This is a genomic window from Chryseobacterium sp. CS2K3 (assembly GCF_059515185.1).
This window is the reverse complement of record NZ_JCAKRW010000002.1, coordinates 141,309-161,202: the sequence shown is the minus strand read 5'-3', so window position 1 is coordinate 161,202 and position 19,894 is coordinate 141,309. Positions and strand designations below refer to the sequence as shown.

Genomic DNA, 19,894 nt, shown 5'->3' with positions numbered 1-19,894 from the left:
AAGATCAAGTGTAAAAGTTGGGAACTATTACCAAATTTATACTTTTTATTGGATCAATAAGGTGTTTTATAGATGACAGCTAGGGGTTGGTTTTATTATGTATCTATTTGATTCATATCAGGTTATTTATATTGTTTTTGAATTGTTTGATATGTGTTAAAATTAAATATATGTTTAATTTTATGTAATAATAATATTGTTTTTTAATTTCTTAATTAATAAATTTTAATAATTTATGATATTGTGTTAAATATTTTATACATTTATCGCCTAACTATTATTATTACTATTTATGAAAAAAATTCTACTCATGTGCTTGTTGTCTCTCGGAGTAGGGGCTTCAGCACAGATCCAGGTCAATGATGGCTTTGAGGGAAGTTCTTCGTTGCCTTCGGGATGGACTTATTCTGCGCTGCCGTCATCCGCAACACAAAATGGTACTGTCGGAATGTGGTCAAGTGGTACCGCTTGTGCCGGAACAAATATGGTATACAGAAATATTTATTCCGGTGTTACCTCTCAAAGTATTATCTATTCTACAACTTTTTCAAACGGTTTAGCACTTGATTACTCTTTCCAATATGCTGCGAAGGGATTTGGAACAGCAGGTGTTATCAAGGGTAGTGTGACTGCGGAATATTCAATTGATGGTGGTTCAACGTGGGTGCCATTAATGAACCCTGTAGTTCTTGATAGCCCGAACGCAACTCCGGTTCCGTGTACCACTGTATCGGGAACACTTCCGGCGGGAGCTGTTCCGGCTGGAGCTAATTTTAAATTAAAACTTACTGGTAGCTACACATCACCGGCAGATTTTTATATTGGCTTTGATGAGGTAAAATTAAATCAACCTGTGGTAAGTATTCCAAATTGTACAACATTAACTGCCCCGGTAAATGCTGCAACAGGTGTTTCCAGAACTCCAGTGCTTAAATGGAATCCTACAGCAGGAGTTTCAGCTTATATAATTAATGTAGGAACTACCCCTGGCGGAACTGATATAATCAATAATTTAAATGTCGGAAATGTTGTTACTTATACAATTCCTGCTGCAAATACTTTGAACTATTCCACTACTTATTATGTAAAAGTTATTCCTACAAATAATTTCGGTAATGCTATCAACTGTACAGAAAGCAGTTTTACTACTGCGGTTATAGCTTGTCCTAGCGTTTCTTCACCTACGAATAATGCTACGGCTACGGGAATTACACCTGCTATAAGCTGGTCTGCTGTTTCCGGTGCTACGGGATATAGATTAACTGTAGGGACAACTTCCGGAGGAACGGAGATTCTTAATAATGTTGATTTAGGTGATGTATTAACATATACTTTTCCTTCAAGTCTAAATTACAATACATCTTATTATTATACTGTAAATTCATATCAGGGTACAAACAGTACGTCTGCATCATGTACGGTAAGAAAATTTACAACAAAATATCCTTCGCCTGCCAATGATGACTGTGCAAATGCTATTCCTTTAGGAGTAAATCCTGATATGAGCAGCTGTGCAATTAAAGGAACAGGAAATACAGCCGGGGCAATATCTTCTTCAGGTATGCCAACTTGTTCTGGTCTTAGTGGTACGCCTGATGACGATGTTTGGTATAGTTTTGTAGCTACCAAGGCGACGCATACGGTTACTTTATCTAATATTGTATCAACAGGAGCTAGCACTACAACGGATATGTATTTTCAGGTATTAAGTGGGACTTGTGGAAACTTTACCAATTTAGTCTGCAGTGATCCAAATAGTACTACCGTTACGGGATTAACTCCTGGACAAACTTATTATGTAAGGGTTTATACCTATAGTTCTGGTAGTGATTATACAGCTAGTTTTGATATTTGTATTGGAACATTGCCTGCTGCACCTGCTAATGATGACTGCGCAAATGCTGTACCTTTGATGGTAAGTGCTGGTTCATTATGTACAAATCCAATAGCAGGAACTACCCTGGGGGCTACCGAGTCAGTTGTCGCAATTGCTCCGTGTACAGGCACTGCTGATGATGATGTTTGGTATTCGTTTGTGGCAACTTCTGCATCTCATGTTGTTGCTTTAACAGATGTGGTGTCGGTAGGAACATCTTTATCTACAAATTTATATCTACAAGTATTAAGCGGTGCTTGCGGTTCTATGACAAGTGTTTTATGTGATACGAGTTATGGGTCACCAGCTATATTGACCGGCTTGACACCAGGGACTACTTACTATGCAAGAGTTTATAACTCTAATACAGGACCTGCAAATGCTAATACATTTAGTATTTGTGTAACAACACCGGTAGCGCCATCTAATGATGATTGTGCGGGTGCTATTGCTTTAACGGTAAATCCAACTACGAACTGTGCTGTAGTAACTGCGGGAACTACTCATAGTGCTACCAATTCAAACGTGGCGATATCTCCGTGTACAGGAACCGCCGATGATGATGTTTGGTATACTTTTACAGCGACTAATCCTTCTCATATAATTACTCTGTCTAATGTGGTTTCTACAGGAAATAACTCTTCTACGAGCTTATATATGCAAATAATGAGTGGAGCGTGTGGTACATTGACCAGTGTTAAATGTTCAACGGTAAATGCGACCATGGCTGAAGGACTTACAGTGGGGCAGACTTATTATGTAAGAGTTTATAATTCAAATGGCTCAGGATATTCAAATAGCTTTAATATCTGTGTAGGAACGCCACCACCGCCACCTGCCAATGATGATTGTGCAAATGCGGTACCTTTAACGGTAAATCCTACTCTAACATGTACAACGGTAACAGCGGGAACTACAACAAGTGCAACGAATTCCAATGTGTCAACGGGTTCATGCTCAGGAACTCCGGATGATGATGTTTGGTATACGTTCACAGCTACAGGAGTTTCACATGTGATTACATTATCTGATATCGTTTCTACAGGAATCTATTCTTCTACAAGTTTATATTTACAGGTATTTAGCGGAGCTTGTGGAACAATGACAAGCGTTAAATGTTCCACTTCAGGTACTGCTTTAGTTGAAGGATTAACGGCAGGGCAAACTTATTACGTTAGAGTTTACAATTCAAACGGTTCAGGATATTCAAATAACTTTAAGATTTGCGTGGGCACACCACCGCCGCCACCTGTTAATGACGAATGCTCGGGAGCTATAGCATTGACTCCTGGTGCTAATTTTAATGCAAATGCAATTATAGCAAGCAATGCTTCCGCTACTACAAATGGAACTTCTTCATGTGTAAGCACGGCATCTAACAATGTGAATAATGTTTGGTTCTCGGTTGTTGTTCCGCCGTCAGGAAGTATTACAATTGAGACTGGTGCAGCACCGGGTTCATCATTCAATGATTCTATTATGGAAGTGTACAGCGGAACTTGCGGATCATTAACTTCTTTAGGATGTAATGACGATATTGTTACCACGACTAATATTTTCTCTAAAGTTTCTGTTACAGGGCAAACGCCGGGTTCAGTCATTTATATAAGTGTTTGGAGATACGGATCAAAGCCGGATGGTGATTTTAAAATCTCAGCTTATGATGCATCTTTGTCAACGTCTGAAACTTCAGTCGTTAAAAGCGATATCAAAGCTTATCCGAATCCATTTACCGATGTTCTGAATATTTCGGATTCATCTAAAGTACAATCGGTATCCGTTGTAGATCTTGCAGGAAGAGTAGTGAAAACAATCAATACTCCTTCATCAGTTCTTCAATTGGGAGACTTAAAGCAAGGAATGTATCTGATAATATTAAATATGAAAGATGGTTCCAGACAGGTGATAAAATCAATTAAGAAATAAACCTATCAATATAATTATTTGAAGCGACAACTTAACGGTTGTCGCTTTTTTTTAATATTTTTTTAATGTTGTATTAAAAATATTATTAAATTGGTAATCTAATAACTCCTTAAATAAATTGTATATGAAGAAAATCTTACTTTTCTGCTTGCTGTCAGTAAGCATGATTCTTAGTGCTCAAATTACTTTAGGTGACGGAAGCACAAGCACGGGAATTGCACCCGTAAATACATTTTATGGGTATTCCTATACCCAACAGATTTTTACAAAACAGGAAATCAATGCCAATGCAGCCGGTAATATTACCGGTCTTAAGTTTTACATGAAGCCTAACGAAAACATTGATGATTCTGATGAATGGGTTGTTTATCTTGGACATGCCTCAACGTCTAATTTTACCTCCACTTCCAGTTGGCTGCCTCTTAGTGAATTAACGGAAGTGTACTCAGGAAACGTTACTAACGAAAATGGAGTGGTGGAAGTAACATTTACAACACCATTTCCGTATAATAACACTCAGAACTTAGTAGTTGCAATAGATGAAAATGCTCCAGGATATGATAGTAATAATATATTCTATGTATTTGGCACAAGTTCAGGACAGAATAAGACACTTGCATACAGAAGTGATGATAATGACCCTGATCCCGCTAGCCCTCCTACAGGCAGTTTCATAGGCTACAGATCAGTGATTGCTTTTACAGGGCTTACGCCTAACCCTATTCCTTTGTGTGCTACTATAACTTATCCTGTGAATAATTCAAGTACAGTACCAGTGTCACCAGAAATTAAATGGTCTTCGGTGTCTGGTGCTACAGGTTATAAGATTTCGATAGGAACAACGCCAGGTGGAACGGATGTTGTTAATCAACAATTAATATCAACAACAACCTTTACTCCATCTGCACCACTTGCACTTAATACAACCTATTATGTAAGAGTGATTTCAGTGGGTACAGGAGGAGATTCCTCAAGCTGTACAGAAGTGAAATTTAAAACATTACCTCCTCCGCCTGCAAACGACGAATGTACGGCTGCTGTAAATTTAACAGTGAATCCTGGTATGAATTGCGTCAGCTCTGTTGCCGGATCTACACTTTCTGCAACAGATTCAGGCTTGGATCCGGATCCTTGCTACGGTGAAGCAGATGATGATGTATGGTATAAATTTACAGCTACCCAAGCCGCTCATATTATATCGCTTAGCAATATTACCTCAGTAGGAGCAGAAAGCAGCACATATCTTAATATGCAACTTTTAAGTGGAGGCTGTGACGGCTTAGCAAGTGTTGCTTGTGGTGATAGTGAATCTTTAGTGGCTTCAAACCTTACAGTTGGTGAAACTTATTATGTAAGAGTATACAGTTATTTTGGTCAGGGATATGCCCAAAGCTTTACTATATGTGTAGGAACATTGCCGCCACCTCCTACCAATGATGATTGTACCAGTGCGGTAACACTTACTGTTAATCAGGATATGAATTGTGGAGTCAAAACATCAGGACATACATTGGGGGCAACAGATTCAGGAATAGATGCGTCCCCTTGTTATGGTGAAGCTGATGATGATGTATGGTATAAATTTACAGCAACTGCAACTTCGCATTTTATTTCATTAAGCAATTTAGTTTCTATTGGAGAAGAATATGGCTATGGAGCAGCATTCCAGGTATTTAGTGGTGATTGTACAGGTTTGGCAAACGTTGATTGTGTGCCATCTTATGAAGGATCTAAAATGATTTCTGATCTTACGGTAGGAGAAACATACTATGTAAGAGTATTTACACAGTATGCTGATGAAGCTCAAAGTTTTGATATCTGTATTGGCACAATACCTCCGCCTCCTGCAAATGATGACTGTGGAAGCGCTTTAGTGGCATCCGTATTCCCTTACACATATACTCAATCTGATGCAGCGGGAGCAACTAATAATAACGGATTTATCACGGCTTGTACTGACGATGGAATGAATGATGGAACATGGTTTACTTTTACAGGTGACGGTTCTACTTATGATATTGCGATATCAATGCCGACAGATAGTTATTTTGATGCTAAAATTGGAGTATTCTCAGGCAGCTGTGATAACCTTACTTGTGTAGGAAGTGTTGATGATGGTTCTACGGCAGAAGGAGAAGCTATATCGGTTTCAACAGTTGCCGGAACAGTATATTATGTAAATGTAGGGGGGTATGCTGATGATGAAGATCAAGTAGAAGGAACCTTTACCATTACAATTAATAGAGAAACGCTTGGAACTTCAGAAACTTCTAAGATTAAAAAAGAAATAAAAGTTTATCCGAATCCATTCGTTGAGTTTTTAAATATTTCAAAAGTAGAGGATGTGAAATCTATTTACATTGTTGATGTTTCCGGAAGAGTGGTGAAAACTATAGACAAACCTTCTTCATCTCTTTATCTAGGAGACCTAAAACAAGGAATGTATATTGTAGTACTGAATATGAAAGACGGATCTAAACAAACCGTAAAAACAATTAAAAAATAGTTAGTAATTCATAAAAGACGGATCCAGATCCGTCTTTTTGTTTTTTGAATACTGAAGTCGTCTCGCCTTGGAAAAAAGGTTTGAAAAAATCGATGTTGGAAAACATAGACTCTTTATAAAATCAAGATGACTTGACTATAAAAAAGATGATCAGAGAATTCTCTGATCATCTTTTTATTCTAAGTAATATCTATCAATGATCACTTTATTTATTCGGTACAGGTTGTATGTCACCTGTATTCATCAGATCGAAAACAGTAGGGAAGAACGTGACAAGGATAAAGTAAATGATAATCATAAGCACGATAAGTACAAAGAGAATGATGACTAAGCTATTCGGTTTGTTTTTCTTTTTTGGTTCCATGATTTTGTGGTATTTGGTGAATAGATTAAACTAATACCAAATATTAAGCTAATTTCTTGCCACATTGTTTGCAGTACCTTGCATCATCATCAATATCTTCGTTGCCACAACGGTCACAAACCTTTTCAAGATTCTGTCTTTTGTTTCTCATCTCAGCCGTTACAATTCCCGTAGGAACAGCAATAATGGAATAACCAGCCAGCATCAGAATAACCGCAAAAAACTTTCCCAATGGAGTAATAGGGGAAACGTCTCCGTATCCAACAGTTGTTACCGTTACTACAGCCCAGTAAATAGACTGTGGAATCGTTTCAAACCCTTGTCTTCCTCCTTCTACCATAAACATTAAAGAACCTACAATCACGGAGAAAATGATTAAAAATAAAAGAAATATATAAATCTTTCTTGAGCTGTTTTTTAATGCCCTTACAATAAGATATCCATCGTTCATAAAATCCAGCAAATTGAAGATTCTAAAAATCCTCAACATTCTCAACATTCTGAATATCAGGAAATATTTTGTGATAGGAAAGAAGAAGCTTAGATAAAAAGGGACCAAAGCCAGAAAATCTATGATTCCGAAGAAACTGAAAATATAGCTCCGTTTATTTTTTACCACTGCAATCCTCATAGAATACTCAATAGTAAAGAAAATAGAAATCACCCATTCTAAAATAAGAAAAGTATAATGGTATCTTTTGTCCAGAAGCGGTACACTTTCCATCATAATAATGGCGGTACTTGCGAGAATTAAAGATAATAATATAATATCAAATAATTTTCCGAGTCTCGTATCGGAGCGGTAAATGATTCGATAAAGGAATCTTTTCCAAAGTTTGTCTTCAGGAACAAGGTTATGTTCTCTTTCCATTTAAATTAAGTTATTTCACAGCGAAGTTAATAATTTTAGCGAAGTATAGGTTAAATAGTTGACTGTTAAAAGAAAGTTTAAAATGTTAAAAGTTTTTCTGTCATTAAAAAGTGAATTATTACAATTAAATATCATGGTTTTCAGTGAGTTAGCTTATTTAATTTACAAATAAAATATAACAAATAAAAATTTATTTTTTAACATATTCTTAAATGGAGTTTGTAATTTTATACTACAAAAAGTACGATCATGAGAAAATTATTAACCACGTTTATTCCGATTTTAGTATATGGTCTTTCGTATGCTCAGGTTGGGATTAATACAACATCTCCTAATGGAGCTACAATACTAGATATCGTATCCAATCAGAAAGGTATTCTTATTCCCCGTCTTACCGATGCAGACAGAGATACCAACCTTGCTGATAATGACGTTTTAACAGTGCCGCCTGCAGGTGTTGTCAATGCTAATCTTACCGCAGGAACCCTTATTTTTAATACGACAACTAATAACTTCCAGTATTGGGACGGTACCCTCTGGAGACAGCTTTTTGTTCCCACATCCTCTCAGGCTGGTAATGACGGTGTCGTTAAAGTGAATTCTGGAAACGCAAATGCAAAACCTTCCCTCAATTTAGTGGCGTCAGGAAATACATACGGTCCAAGACAGCAGGTACTTTACGCAACACCATTGATGTTTGCAGCAAGCCCTACTACAAGCTGGCCTGAAACAACAGTCCCTTTTCCTGGGCTTACTGCAAATATCTATGATAATACATCCGGAAAATGGAGGGAAAATGAAATTTCAGGGCAGGTACATGTTTGGAGACTCATTGCCAATGTCATTCCCGGATCCAATTCATCAGGATCAGTTAAGGCTACATTTTTGAATCCCGATTCAGGGTTTGAAGTAAATTCAATTCAGCTTCTTCCAAGCGGTTCCAGTGGTTCCGGAAAGCTGCTAACATTTTATTTCTATACCATTGCAGACCCTGCCAGTTTAGCACCAGGAAAGGGATATCAGCTTTTTTTAGAATCAGACACAGGCTGTAATGTCATTGTAGAATCTTTTACGAGAGTATCCCTGTTCAAAGACTAGAACAATTTTTTATGATTAAGATTAAGTCGGTCCGCAAGGTCCGGCTTTTTTATTACCAGATAAATTTTTATGAATATTCGTAAAATTAATATCTTCGCCGTACTGTAAAATATAGAGTAATGAAGCTAAAAACTGTAATTTCAAAAATAGAAGAGGAAATAAGCATCAGGCAGGCAGAAGATTTTGATAATGTAGGATTATTATGCGGGGTTCGGGACCGCGAGGTATCCGGAATTCTGGTTTGTCATGATGCATTGGAAAATGTAGTAGAAGAAGCCATTGAGAAAGGATGCAATCTGATTGTATGTTTTCATCCTATCATATTTTCCGGGCTGAAATCTTTAACAGGAAAAAATTATGTAGAAAGAGCCGTTTTAAAAGCTATTGAAAATAAAATTGCGATCTATGCCATTCATACTGCTTTTGATAATGATTTTTTCGGGGTAAACCATGGAATATGCAGTCAGCTGGGGCTAAAGAATATGAAAATTCTACAGCCAAAAGAGAATAACTTAAAACAACTGACAGTCTTTGTACCTAAAGATTATTCCGAAAAAGTAAAAGAAGCGATGTTTTCTGCAGGAGCGGGAAGTATAGGTTTTTATGATGAATGCAGTTTTACAGTCAATGGAAATGGAACATTCAGACCAATTGAAGGCTCAAATCCATTTTCAGGACAGCAGAATATTCGGGAAAATGCCGATGAAGATATGATCTCTGTAATTTTTGAAACTCCTAAAGAAGGACAGATCATCGGTGTAATGAAAGCTGTCCATCCCTATGAAGAAGTCGCTTATCAGGTGTATAGCCTTGATAACAAGAATCATCATGCCGGTTTGGGAATGTATGGCGAATTGGAAGTAGAAATGGAAGAACAGGATTTCCTGAAATTTGTGAAGGAAAAATTTGGTTTGAAAGTTATTAAACACTCGGCTTTTAATAACAAAAAAATTAAAAGAGTAGGGGTTCTTGGAGGTTCTGGTGCCAGTGGAATCCGATCTGCAGTTGCCAAGAAATGTGATGCTTACCTTACCGGAGATCTTAAATACCACGACTATTTTCTTGCCGAGTCTAAAATGCTAATCTGCGATATAGGACATTATGAATCAGAACAATTTGTAAGTCAACAATTATTTGAAATTTTATCACAAAAATTTAGTACATTTGCAATTTCAAAATCTATTGAAAAAACAAACCCAGTAAATTATTTCATTTAAATATGGCAAAAACCAACGATATTTCAGTTGAAGAAAAATTAAGAGCTTTATACGATTTACAGATCATTGATTCAAGATTGGATGAAATCCGAAATACTAGAGGAGAATTGCCAATTGAAGTTGAAGATCTTGAAATCGAGATTGAAGGTCTTGAAAAAAGAGCTGAAAAATTTCATGCAGATATCAAAGATCAGGAAGATCAGATCAAAACAAAGCATGAAGTTATTAACCATGCAAAAACTTTAATTGAGAAATACAAGTCTCAGCAGGATAACGTAAGAAACAATAAAGAGTTTGAAGCATTAGGGAAAGAAATCGAATTCCAGGATCTGGAAATCCAACTTGCTGAAAAGAGAATTAAAGAATTCGGAGCTAAAATTGCTCACAAAAATGAAACTTTAAGCGAGCTGAATGGAAAAATCAACGATTTAAAAAGCCACTTGAAATTCAAGAAAGAAGAACTAGATGGTCTTATCTCTGAAACTCAAAAAGAAGAAGAATATTTATTAGAGCAATCTAAAGAATTCGCTGGTAAAATCGACGAAAGATTATTAGCTTCTTACAACAGAATCAGAACAAACTCTATCAACGGTCTTGCGGTAGTAGGATTAGAAAGAGGAGCTCCAAAAGGATCTTTCTTCACAATTCCACCACAAAAGCAAATGGAAATTGCTCAGAGAAAGAAAATCATTATTGATGAGCACTCTGGAAAAATCCTTGTTGACGATGAGTTGGTAATGGAAGAAAACGAAAGAATGAAATCCGTAATTAAATTCTAATTATTGATTTTCAACAATACAAAAGCTGTTTCATATTGAGACAGCTTTTTTTATTTTTATTCAACACAGATTATAAAAATATTATTAGCAAATAGCGGTATTCATTGATAAAAATAGCATGTGCTTTTTGTTATTCCGTAGGAATCTAAACCTCGTTATAAATAATATATTTTAAATTTTGAATGATAACAATGTTAATAGCAAATAAATATTGTCTAAAACCAATCCAATAAATGGGGTGATTGTATTAATAAGAGAACTACGGATCAGGAGCAAAAGTTGAGGGCTACGCAAAAAGTTTTGTTAATCTGAAGAAAAAAACAAATTATCTTTTTACTCCTCTAAGCTTTATACTTAATTTCTATAAACGCAAAGACATGATGGAATTGATTATTGATAAGAGAGCTAAGGAAGCGACAAAAGTCGCTGATGAAGCGATGTAGATACGCGTACGCTTAGAAAGAATCAATACAATTGATATCAACCTTTGCTTCCTAAAATATAACACCAGATAGTAGAAATCCTTTGCGTTAAATTTTAAAATTAAAATGATCTAAATATTCTAAGCCCCACAACTTTTGCGTTTGATCCAGAACTACTTTGTCATAGCAATGAAAATGAAAAATATTAAAACCAACAAGAAAATAAATTCAATAGAAATGGGCTTTAGTCCATTATAACAATAAGAAACTCCATCGGCTTTAGCCAAAATTTAATATCATTAAAAGTCAAAAACCACAAAAAAACCGCTTCACAATTTGAAGCGGTTTTTTATTTTATTCATGATGATCATACATTTTATTGTAAAGCGCAATAAACTTCTCTTTCACTGCTTTTCTCTTCAGTTTCAATGTAGGAGTAAGAAGTCCGGATTCAATACTCCAAACTTCAGGAGTCAATTCTATCTTTTTAATCTTTTCCCAGTTTCCAAGATGTTCATTGATGCCATCCATTTCCTTTTCAATTCTTTGCTTCAGTTCAGGACTTTTTGCAATTTCTTGTGGTGTGGAACCAATAGAAAGATTATTTCTCATTGCCCAGCTTTTTGCGAATTCAAAATCAGGTTGTACGAGTGCACAAGGCATTTTTTCGCCATCACCTACTACCATGATCTGTTCGATGAACTTCGAAGCTTTTGCCAGATTTTCAATGGTTTGAGGAGCTATGTATTTTCCACCTGAAGTTTTAAACATTTCTTTTTTACGGTCAGTGATCTGTAAAAATCCGTCACTGTCGATATGTCCGATATCTCCTGTTTTAAAGAATCCGTCACTTGTAAATGCTTCTTTTGTCATCTCGTCGTTTTGGAAATAGCCTTTGAAAACAGATGGACCTTTAACAGTGATTTCACCATCTTCCTGAATTTTGACCTGTAAGTTATCTAACGGAACACCTACCGTTCCTACTCTCATTTTTTCAAAACTGTTCACTGCAATTACAGGAGAAGTTTCTGTTAATCCATAACCTTCCAAAATCGGGATTCCTGCGTTCTGAAACATTAAATTCAGTCTTGTAGATAATGCCGCTGATCCGGAAACCAAAGTGATAATTTCTCCTCCTAAACCCTCTCTCCATTTAGAAAATACAAGCTTATCTGCAATCAGTTCCTGAATTCCGGATGGTTTTGAAATGGTTTTCTTTTTACTGATTAAGTTGAGTGCCCAGAAGAATATTTTAGACTTTAAACCTCCCGCAGAAGAACCTGTATTATAAATTTTATCATATACTTTTTCCACCAGTCTTGGAACTACGGTCATGTAGTGGGGCTTTACTTCTTTTACGTTTTCACCCATTTTTTCGATGCTTTCAGCGAAATAAAGAGAAAAACCATTGTATTGATAAAGGTAGAAAAGCATCCTTTCAAAAATATGACAGATAGGGAGGAAGCTTAATGCTCTTGTTTCCTTATAATCAAGGCTTTTTTTCTTAGGAATTCTAGGAATTGATCCCAATACATTGGAAACAATATTATTGTGAGTAAGCATAACTCCTTTTGGTCTTCCGGTAGTTCCGGAGGTATAGATAATAGTGGCAAGATCTTCTGTATTGATCGCATTGGAAAGGTCTTCCACCTCAATCTGGGTAGATTCATCTTCACCAAGATCAATAATTTCGCTCCAGTTGGCAGCCCCGCTTATTTTATCAAAAGTAAATATTCCCTGTAAGCTAGGGATATTATGCTTTACTTTCATCACTTTATTAAGAAGCTCTTTGTCTGAAACAAAGCAATACTGTATTTCTGCATTATTGAATATAAATTCATAGTCTTCCGGAGAAATACTTGGATAAACCGGTACTGAAACCACTCCGATCTGTGAAAGCCCGAAATCCATAATTGCCCATTCCGTACGGGAATTGGTAGTAATCAAAGCAATCTTATCACCAGGTTTTATTCCTAGCTTCAATAATCCTCTGGATATCTTATTTCCCTCATTAATAAACTCCTGAGTAGAAGTTTTTTTCCATTCACCCTGATACTTTGTTACAAACATATCCGTTTTAGGATATTTTTCTAAAGCGTAGTGCGGAATATCGAATAATCTCTTGATCGTCATGATTTTTTAAATAATTTATAAAGAAATTTAAATATAAGCATTTTTTTTAATTTTAGACCTCTGAATGCAATAATTAGAAATAAGTTCAATGTCTACCATAATATATTGTATCATAAGGGGTGCCACACAGTGCAAAACATAAGAATAATTAGATTCCTTTTTTTAGAGATATTCTCTGTTTTTTATTAAATAAGACGAATTATATAGTTGATATTTTATCTTAATATCCTGAATCTTTTATATCGAATTCTATATATTTCCATGTTCCTTTATTACAGCCATTTTACGCATTCTAATTTATTTTTTCAGATTTGCTTAAAAAGTGTAAATTTACGGCTATCTAATTATTTTTTTTATGGACTTTAATTTATCGGAAGAACAGCTGATGATTCAGCAGGCGGCAAGAGATTTTGCACAAAACGAACTATTACCTGGAGTTATTGAAAGAGACCGTGACCAGAAATTCCCTGTTGAGCAGGTGAAGAAAATGGGTGAAATGGGACTGTTAGGTATGATGGTTGACCCAAAATACGGAGGAGCAGGTATGGACAGCGTTTCTTACGTGCTGGCAATGGAGGAGATTGCAAAAGTAGATGCATCTGCTGCGGTTGTAATGTCTGTAAACAACTCATTGGTTTGTGCCGGTCTTGAAAAGTTTGCTTCAGAAGAACAAAAAGTAAAATATCTTACTCCATTGGCAAGCGGACAAGTGATCGGAGCATTTGCTTTATCTGAGCCGGAAGCTGGTTCTGATGCAACTTCTCAGAAAACAACTGCTGAAGACAAAGGAGATTATTACCTTTTAAATGGGATCAAAAACTGGATTACGAATGGAGGAACTGCTTCTTACTATATCGTAATTGCACAGACAGATCCTGAGAAAAAGCATAAAGGAATCAATGCTTTCATCGTAGAAAGAGGATGGGAAGGTTTTGAAATCGGACCAAAAGAAGATAAATTGGGAATCAGAGGAAGTGATACACACTCTTTGATCTTCAACAACGTAAAAGTTCCAAAAGAAAACAGAATTGGTGCTGACGGATTTGGTTTCAATTTTGCAATGGCTGTATTGAACGGAGGAAGAATCGGTATTGCTTCTCAGGCTTTAGGTATCGCTTCTGGTGCTTATGAATTGGCTTTGAAATATGCTAAGACAAGAAAAGCATTTAAAACTGAAATCATCAACCACCAGGCTATCGCATTCAAATTAGCAGATATGGCTACTCAGATCACGGCAGCAAGAATGCTATGTTTCAAAGCAGCTTGTGAGAAAGATGCAGGAAAAGATATCTCTGAAAGCGGAGCTATGGCAAAATTATATTCTTCTCAAGTTGCAATGGATACTACTATTGAAGCTGTTCAGATTCACGGTGGATATGGATATGTGAAAGAATACCACGTAGAAAGATTAATGAGAGATGCAAAAATCACTCAGATCTACGAAGGAACTTCTGAAATCCAGAAAATCGTGATCTCCAGAAGTATCGCAAAATAAAAATTAACAAAACACACTCCCTATGAAAAAATCTTTGTGGATTACCCTCGGTGTCGTACTGCTATTGTTAGGAGTATTTGTATGGTATAAGTACTTCTTCGTTTTCGGAGAAGGCGTAAAATCCGGATACCTGAACTATGCCATGAAAAAAGGCTACGTCTTCAAAACCTATGAAGGTAAATTGATTCAGGAAGGATTTGGAAAAGGTAAAACAGGAACTATTACAAGCTATGAGTTTGAATTTTCTGTAGATGACCCGGAAGTTTTCAAACAATTGGAAACAAACAGTGGTAAAACCTTTGATCTCCATTACAAAGAATACAATGGCGCACTTCCATGGAGAGGAAACACAAAATTTGTTGTAGACAAAGTAGTGAATATGAAATAATTTGAAAGGCTTCCAATTTTATTGGAAGCCTTTTTTATGAGTAATAAGTAATGAATAATAAGCAATAAAGGGTGTTTCTGTTAAATTTCAATATCTCTATATCAATTAAAGGCTTCTCTCTATCATAGGTTTATATTACCCGATTTTGTCATCCTGTAAGAATCTCATCCATGCATTTTTTCAAATACCAATTTTCTATTTGATCTCAACATCAATAGGAGTGAGCTTTAGCCTGCTCAAAATAAATTATCTGAATCCATAGGCTTTAGCCGGAATTTATTTTCCATCATCATTACCTATCACATTCCTTATTCTTAGAAACAAAAAATCCACCCTCAGGATGGACTTTGAAATCTATTGAAAATCTTTATTTCGAAACATTGCTTTTTTTCTTTTGATAGAAGTAATATCCCGCTCCTCCAATTATAAATACAGGCCATAGAGGAAGAAGAAAAAGAAAAACAGATGTAATAACATCCCATCCTGATTCTATTGCAGCCAGTGATTTTCCACCAAAGGTTTTAGGCTCTTTTTCAATTTCAGTTTTATCGGTGATGTTCACACTAATATTACAAATTGTATTATCAGCATAAGTACGTCCGGAAACCTGTACGTCTTTAGTTTCAATATCTCCTACATTCGAATTGATAGCTTCCATTAAACCATCAAAATGCTGAATCGGAACTTTGATATCGATGCTGTAAATTTTTTGGTTTTCTTCACGGTAGCTTGCCGATTCAATATAAGATTGATTTTCACTTTTAATATAGCCATTATTCTTAAGAGCTTCGTCTTTAATGATTTCCTTTACAGTTTCTGCATTGTCTGCACGGATGACAAGATATCCTGTTTTTACCATTTTATCTTTAGGAACATTCAGTTCGTAGCTGTCGTTTTTAGGCTTTTCTTTATAAACTACTTTAGTTTCTTTAATGACTTTAGGAGCTGGAACATTGACAACAATTTTTTCAGATTTTTCAGCTGCTGTAGAATCTTTTTTCTCAATTTTTGACTCCAGTTTAGCAGATGCAATCTTTTCTGATAAGGAATCTACCATTTTAGAAGTACTTTCTATCTTATCCTGAATATCGTTTTTAGCCCCTTCAATATCCTTTATTCTGATACCTGCAGAATCAAGAACTTGATTAGCTGTTTTCGTAGCGTTATCAACTGCGTCTGTGGTTGCAGTTGCTGTACTGTCTAAATTGTGAAGGGCTCCTTCTATCTCAGATTTTGAAGAATTACCTTTTTGACACATGATAAATGTGCTTGATATAGCAATGAGTAATATGAACTTTTTCATAACGTTTATTTTTTGATGAAGTAAAATTAGTTATGAAGTCTTTGTACTGCTTGTAAATGGAATGTATTATAATCGTAAAATTGTAATTGATAGATTTTCAGTTGTTTGTATTTGTTTTACAAGAGTTTTACAAATCGTTTTTTATACAGCATTTGTTTGTTTACTGACCATAGATCATAAAAAAATCCGCAGAAAAAATCTGCGGATCTGTATTTTTAGCAATTTAACTTTTTTGCTTTAATTAATGCTCTCTGAATTCACTGATAAAGTGAAGCTTCACATTCGGGAATTTCTCCTGAGTCATGTGAATCGTGAAAGAAGAATCTGCTAAGAATACCAATTGGTTGTATTTATCTCTGGCAAGGAATCTTTGTTTCAATCTTGCAAACTCTTTAAATTCTTCTGATTTCTCATCAGCTTCTACCCAACATGCCTTGTGCATAGAAAGAGGTTCATAAGTACATTTTGCACCATATTCGTGCTCTAAACGATATTGAATAACTTCATACTGAAGCGCTCCAACAGTTCCGATGATCTTTCTTCCGTTCATTTCAAGGGTGAATAACTGAGCAACTCCTTCATCCATCAGCTGATCAATACCTTTTGCCAATTGCTTAGCTTTAAGCGGGTCATTATTATTGATATAACGGAAGTGCTCCGGAGAGAAGCTTGGAATACCTTTGAAACTTAGCTTTTCACCACCTGTCAAAGTATCACCGATTCTGAAACTTCCCGTATCATGAAGTCCTACAATGTCTCCAGGGAAACTTTCTTCCACAACTTCTTTTTTATCAGCAAAGAAAGCATTTGGAGAAGAAAATTTCATCTTTTTATTTTCTCTTACCAATAGGTAGTTTTCATTTCTTCTGAATGTTCCGGAAACAATTTTTACGAAAGCTAATCTGTCTCTGTGTTTAGGGTCCATATTCGCATGGATCTTGAAAACAAATCCTGTGAAAGTATTTTCTTCAGGTTTTACCATACGAAGATCACTCTCTTTTGGTTGTGGCATCGGAGCAATATCAATGAAAGCATCCAATAATTCACGAACTCCAAAATTATTCAGGGCAGAACCAAAGAAAACCGGCTGAAGATCACCTTTCATATAATCATCACGATTAAATTCAGGATATACAGACTGGATTAAGTCAAGCTCTTCTCTTAAAGTTGCTGCTGCTTTTTCACCAATTACATCATCTATTGAAGTGTCATTGATATCATCAAACTTAATAGAATCTCCAACTTTCTGCTTTTTTTCTTCCAGGAATAGCTGGATGTTATTTTCCCAGATATTATAGATCCCCTGAAAGTCACTTCCCATTCCAATTGGTAGAGAAAGCGGACAAACCGTTAACCCTAATTTCTGCTCCACTTCATCCAAAAGATCGAAAGCATCTTTACCCTCACGGTCAAGTTTATTGATGAATACTAACATCGGAATGTTTCTCATTCTACAAACCTGAACCAATTTCTCAGTCTGTTCCTCAACCCCTTTTGCAACGTCAATAACAACAATTACCGAGTCTACAGCCGTTAAAGTTCTGTAAGTATCTTCAGCAAAGTCTTTGTGACCGGGAGTATCGAGGATATTTATTTTATGGTCTCTATATTCAAAAGCCAATACGGAAGTTGCCACGGAGATTCCTCTCTGTCTTTCAATTTCCATAAAGTCGGAGGTAGCCCCTTTTTTTATTTTGTTGGATTTTACCGCACCCGCTTCCTGGATTGCCCCCCCGAAAAGAAGAAGCTTTTCCGTAAGAGTCGTTTTTCCGGCATCCGGGTGGGAAATGATCCCGAAGGTCTTTCTTTTTTGTATTTCTTTGATTAAGTCTGACATATCGTATTTTGAATTTGCAAAAATCGTGATTTTTTATGAGGTTTTCAAATTTAAATGAAGACAATATTAATCAAGGGAAAAAGAGAGATTGATAATAGCAGGTAAAAGAAGAAATGATAAGGAGATTTTCCCTTTTATCGCGGTCTGTTTTACTTTGTAAATAGAATTGTACAACGAGCTTCTCTATATTGTTTAACGCCATATGAGCAGCGAAATAGAATAAATTAACGCAACAATGGCAAACGTAAAAAGAATGGCTACAAGATATTCAAACAGACGATTATCTTTTACCGGCGGAAAGTCAGGAGTAAGGCTATAGTGTTCAATCGTTTGCGGGCTTATCCTCAGATCGGGTCGGAAGCACTGGATTCCCCTTAAAAACTGGCGGTACATTTCAAACTGATTACTCAGAATAACATACTCAAAGTTGAAATCTATAGGAGTCATTACCGTTTCACCCGATGGATTTTTAAGATATATGTTCAAATACGTTTTGGGATATTTTACTCCTACGCTGTAGATATAAGCGTCATATGATCCATTTTTAGCCCGTTGGAGATCATAATATAAAATAGTATCGATAATATTGCCTGAATTACTATAAAAAGTGATCCCTCGTTTATCTATAACGGCTTTTCGGATGTGTTCTTTTTTCCGGTAGGTTAAACCCATGACCAGAGCTGCAAAACAAAAAACTAATAAAAGCTGGGCAAAAATAAGGATGCACAAAATACCGGGCTCATTTTGTAAATAGCCTTTAAAGTGGCTATATATATTTTCGGAAATAACTCCAATGATGACAACAATAATGAGGACAACCACCCATATCATTCCCATCAGAAGATAAGTGATTGTTTTATTAATTTTAGAGGTGACCGTCTGGAACTTTTCTACCATATCTATGCTATTTGGATAATAAAAATGGAATTCCTATAATAATACCACTAATAATAAGGGCGGTAAGAATTAAAACCCAGCCACCTGATGAAATCCCTTTTCTTTTATTAACTTTCCATGTCTCGGGATCAATAGAGAAACTTCTGAGCGCCATCGGATCTATTTTTAAATCCGGACGAAAAATTGATATCCCGTGCATAAAGTGGGCGTGTAAGGTAAATTTATTTTTTACAACATGAAGAGGCAGATTAATATCAATACGTTGGGTTTCTAGACTTTTTTTCTCTTGCTGCACAGTAACTTCCAATAAAGGAATCATACTTGAACCTATTGGTGTTACGGTATAAATATCAAAATTCTGCTTTGAAGGCTGAAGCTCTGTATATAATATCTGCCGTACGATTTCATTTTTTGAATTGTAAAATAAAAGTCCGGAGCTGTCTACTACAATTTTATTGGTAATATTCTTTCTTCTGATGATATAATGCCGGATAACGGGAATTAAAACCAAGAGTGAAATACTCCAACAGATCAATGCGGTGGCAAGGATGTCTTCCAGTCCTCTTTTATAAATTCCATAAATGGGTCCAAGTACAAAAAGACAGAAAAAGGAAAAAACGATTCCAAAAAATATGATCTGCAGCACAAAAGTAGAGAATCTGTTAATTTTAGATTCAATGCTTGGAAATATAGCTTCTGTATTGGTTTTTGTGATATTCATGGCAAAGAAGGGCTAATTTAAGTATTTTCTTTTTTAGTTGCCTGTAGCAATCAAAAAAATT

At 35.8% G+C, this 19,894-nt stretch carries 14 protein-coding genes; 7 read left to right on the top strand and 7 right to left on the bottom strand.

Annotated elements, in window-relative coordinates; translation table 11 throughout:
- Nucleotides 1–292: 292 nt before the first annotated feature.
- Both AC5YGG_RS03865 and AC5YGG_RS03860 read left to right on the top strand, forming a co-directional pair.
- The gene (locus tag AC5YGG_RS03865; RefSeq protein WP_496143128.1) at nt 293–3,802 is read left to right on the top strand and encodes a T9SS type A sorting domain-containing protein; all 3,510 of its coding nucleotides are present in this window, start codon (nt 293–295) and stop codon (nt 3,800–3,802) included.
- Between the two features lie 124 nt (nt 3,803–3,926).
- Nucleotides 3,927–6,308: a T9SS type A sorting domain-containing protein gene (locus AC5YGG_RS03860; RefSeq protein WP_496143126.1), complete on the top strand. Its 2,382-nt coding sequence runs from the start codon at nt 3,927–3,929 to the stop codon at nt 6,306–6,308.
- Between the two features lie 205 nt (nt 6,309–6,513).
- Here AC5YGG_RS03860 and AC5YGG_RS03855 read toward each other — a convergent pair whose 3' ends face one another.
- Nucleotides 6,514–6,672, bottom strand: a complete 159-nt coding sequence (locus tag AC5YGG_RS03855) for a hypothetical protein (protein WP_496143125.1) — start codon at nt 6,670–6,672, stop codon at nt 6,514–6,516.
- Between the two features lie 43 nt (nt 6,673–6,715).
- The gene (locus tag AC5YGG_RS03850) at nt 6,716–7,543 is read right to left on the bottom strand and encodes an ion transporter (protein ID WP_496143124.1); all 828 of its coding nucleotides are present in this window, start codon (nt 7,541–7,543) and stop codon (nt 6,716–6,718) included.
- A gap of 249 nt (nt 7,544–7,792) precedes the next feature.
- On the opposite strand from AC5YGG_RS03850, the gene AC5YGG_RS03845 reads away from it, so the two are divergent.
- The 3 genes from AC5YGG_RS03845 to AC5YGG_RS03835 all read left to right on the top strand — a co-directional run bounded on the left by AC5YGG_RS03845 (nt 7,793) and on the right by AC5YGG_RS03835 (nt 10,637).
- Nucleotides 7,793–8,641, top strand: a complete 849-nt coding sequence (locus AC5YGG_RS03845; RefSeq protein ID WP_496143123.1) for a phage tail-like protein — start codon at nt 7,793–7,795, stop codon at nt 8,639–8,641.
- A 119-nt stretch (nt 8,642–8,760) separates the two neighbouring features.
- Nucleotides 8,761–9,858 carry a Nif3-like dinuclear metal center hexameric protein gene (locus AC5YGG_RS03840; RefSeq protein ID WP_496143122.1) on the top strand — a complete coding sequence of 366 codons (1,098 nt, stop codon included), beginning with the start codon at nt 8,761–8,763 and terminating at the stop codon, nt 9,856–9,858.
- A gap of 2 nt (nt 9,859–9,860) precedes the next feature.
- Entirely contained in the window at nt 9,861–10,637 is a 777-nt protein-coding gene (locus tag AC5YGG_RS03835) for a zinc ribbon domain-containing protein (protein WP_496143121.1), read from the top strand.
- A gap of 776 nt (nt 10,638–11,413) precedes the next feature.
- Here the strand turns inward: AC5YGG_RS03835 and AC5YGG_RS03830 are convergent.
- Nucleotides 11,414–13,192, bottom strand: coding sequence for an AMP-dependent synthetase/ligase (locus tag AC5YGG_RS03830; RefSeq protein WP_496143119.1), 1,779 nt, complete (start codon nt 13,190–13,192; stop codon nt 11,414–11,416).
- Between the two features lie 355 nt (nt 13,193–13,547).
- On the opposite strand from AC5YGG_RS03830, the gene AC5YGG_RS03825 reads away from it, so the two are divergent.
- Nucleotides 13,548–14,687: an acyl-CoA dehydrogenase gene (locus AC5YGG_RS03825; RefSeq protein ID WP_496143118.1), complete on the top strand. Its 1,140-nt coding sequence runs from the start codon at nt 13,548–13,550 to the stop codon at nt 14,685–14,687.
- Between the two features lie 22 nt (nt 14,688–14,709).
- On the top strand, nt 14,710–15,075 hold the full coding sequence (locus AC5YGG_RS03820; RefSeq protein WP_076552860.1) for a hypothetical protein: 366 nt from the start codon (nt 14,710–14,712) through the stop codon (nt 15,073–15,075).
- 367 nt (nt 15,076–15,442) lie between these two features.
- Here the strand turns inward: AC5YGG_RS03820 and AC5YGG_RS03815 are convergent, their stop codons facing one another.
- The 4 genes from AC5YGG_RS03815 to AC5YGG_RS03800 form a co-directional block, all read right to left on the bottom strand.
- Nucleotides 15,443–16,378, bottom strand: coding sequence for a DUF4349 domain-containing protein (locus AC5YGG_RS03815; RefSeq protein WP_496143117.1), 936 nt, complete (start codon nt 16,376–16,378; stop codon nt 15,443–15,445).
- 241 nt (nt 16,379–16,619) lie between these two features.
- Nucleotides 16,620–18,215, bottom strand: a complete 1,596-nt coding sequence (locus tag AC5YGG_RS03810; protein ID WP_496143116.1) for a peptide chain release factor 3 — start codon at nt 18,213–18,215, stop codon at nt 16,620–16,622.
- Nucleotides 18,216–18,407: 192 nt separating this feature from the next.
- Nucleotides 18,408–19,112 (bottom strand): hypothetical protein, encoded by a 705-nt coding sequence (locus tag AC5YGG_RS03805; protein WP_496143115.1) that lies wholly within the window; start codon nt 19,110–19,112, stop codon nt 18,408–18,410.
- A 7-nt stretch (nt 19,113–19,119) separates the two neighbouring features.
- Nucleotides 19,120–19,833, bottom strand: a complete 714-nt coding sequence (locus AC5YGG_RS03800; RefSeq protein ID WP_496143114.1) for a hypothetical protein — start codon at nt 19,831–19,833, stop codon at nt 19,120–19,122.
- Nucleotides 19,834–19,894: the final 61 nt, after the last annotated feature.

What these genes read in the sequence shown, in the direction of transcription:
- AC5YGG_RS03800 (WP_496143114.1), bottom strand. Translation starts at nt 19,833, where the DNA reads ATGAATATCACAAAAACCAATACAGAAGCTATATTTCCAAGCATTGAA.
- AC5YGG_RS03860 (WP_496143126.1), top strand. Translation starts at nt 3,927, where the DNA reads ATGAAGAAAATCTTACTTTTCTGCTTGCTGTCAGTAAGCATGATTCTT.
- AC5YGG_RS03835 (WP_496143121.1), top strand. Translation starts at nt 9,861, where the DNA reads ATGGCAAAAACCAACGATATTTCAGTTGAAGAAAAATTAAGAGCTTTA.
- AC5YGG_RS03815 (WP_496143117.1), bottom strand. Translation starts at nt 16,378, where the DNA reads ATGAAAAAGTTCATATTACTCATTGCTATATCAAGCACATTTATCATG.
- AC5YGG_RS03855 (WP_496143125.1), bottom strand. Translation starts at nt 6,672, where the DNA reads ATGGAACCAAAAAAGAAAAACAAACCGAATAGCTTAGTCATCATTCTC.
- AC5YGG_RS03840 (WP_496143122.1), top strand. Translation starts at nt 8,761, where the DNA reads ATGAAGCTAAAAACTGTAATTTCAAAAATAGAAGAGGAAATAAGCATC.
- AC5YGG_RS03845 (WP_496143123.1), top strand. Translation starts at nt 7,793, where the DNA reads ATGAGAAAATTATTAACCACGTTTATTCCGATTTTAGTATATGGTCTT.
- AC5YGG_RS03825 (WP_496143118.1), top strand. Translation starts at nt 13,548, where the DNA reads ATGGACTTTAATTTATCGGAAGAACAGCTGATGATTCAGCAGGCGGCA.
- AC5YGG_RS03865 (WP_496143128.1), top strand. Translation starts at nt 293, where the DNA reads ATGAAAAAAATTCTACTCATGTGCTTGTTGTCTCTCGGAGTAGGGGCT.
- AC5YGG_RS03820 (WP_076552860.1), top strand. Translation starts at nt 14,710, where the DNA reads ATGAAAAAATCTTTGTGGATTACCCTCGGTGTCGTACTGCTATTGTTA.
- AC5YGG_RS03830 (WP_496143119.1), bottom strand. Translation starts at nt 13,192, where the DNA reads ATGACGATCAAGAGATTATTCGATATTCCGCACTACGCTTTAGAAAAA.
- AC5YGG_RS03805 (WP_496143115.1), bottom strand. Translation starts at nt 19,112, where the DNA reads ATGGTAGAAAAGTTCCAGACGGTCACCTCTAAAATTAATAAAACAATC.
- AC5YGG_RS03850 (WP_496143124.1), bottom strand. Translation starts at nt 7,543, where the DNA reads ATGGAAAGAGAACATAACCTTGTTCCTGAAGACAAACTTTGGAAAAGA.
- AC5YGG_RS03810 (WP_496143116.1), bottom strand. Translation starts at nt 18,215, where the DNA reads ATGTCAGACTTAATCAAAGAAATACAAAAAAGAAAGACCTTCGGGATC.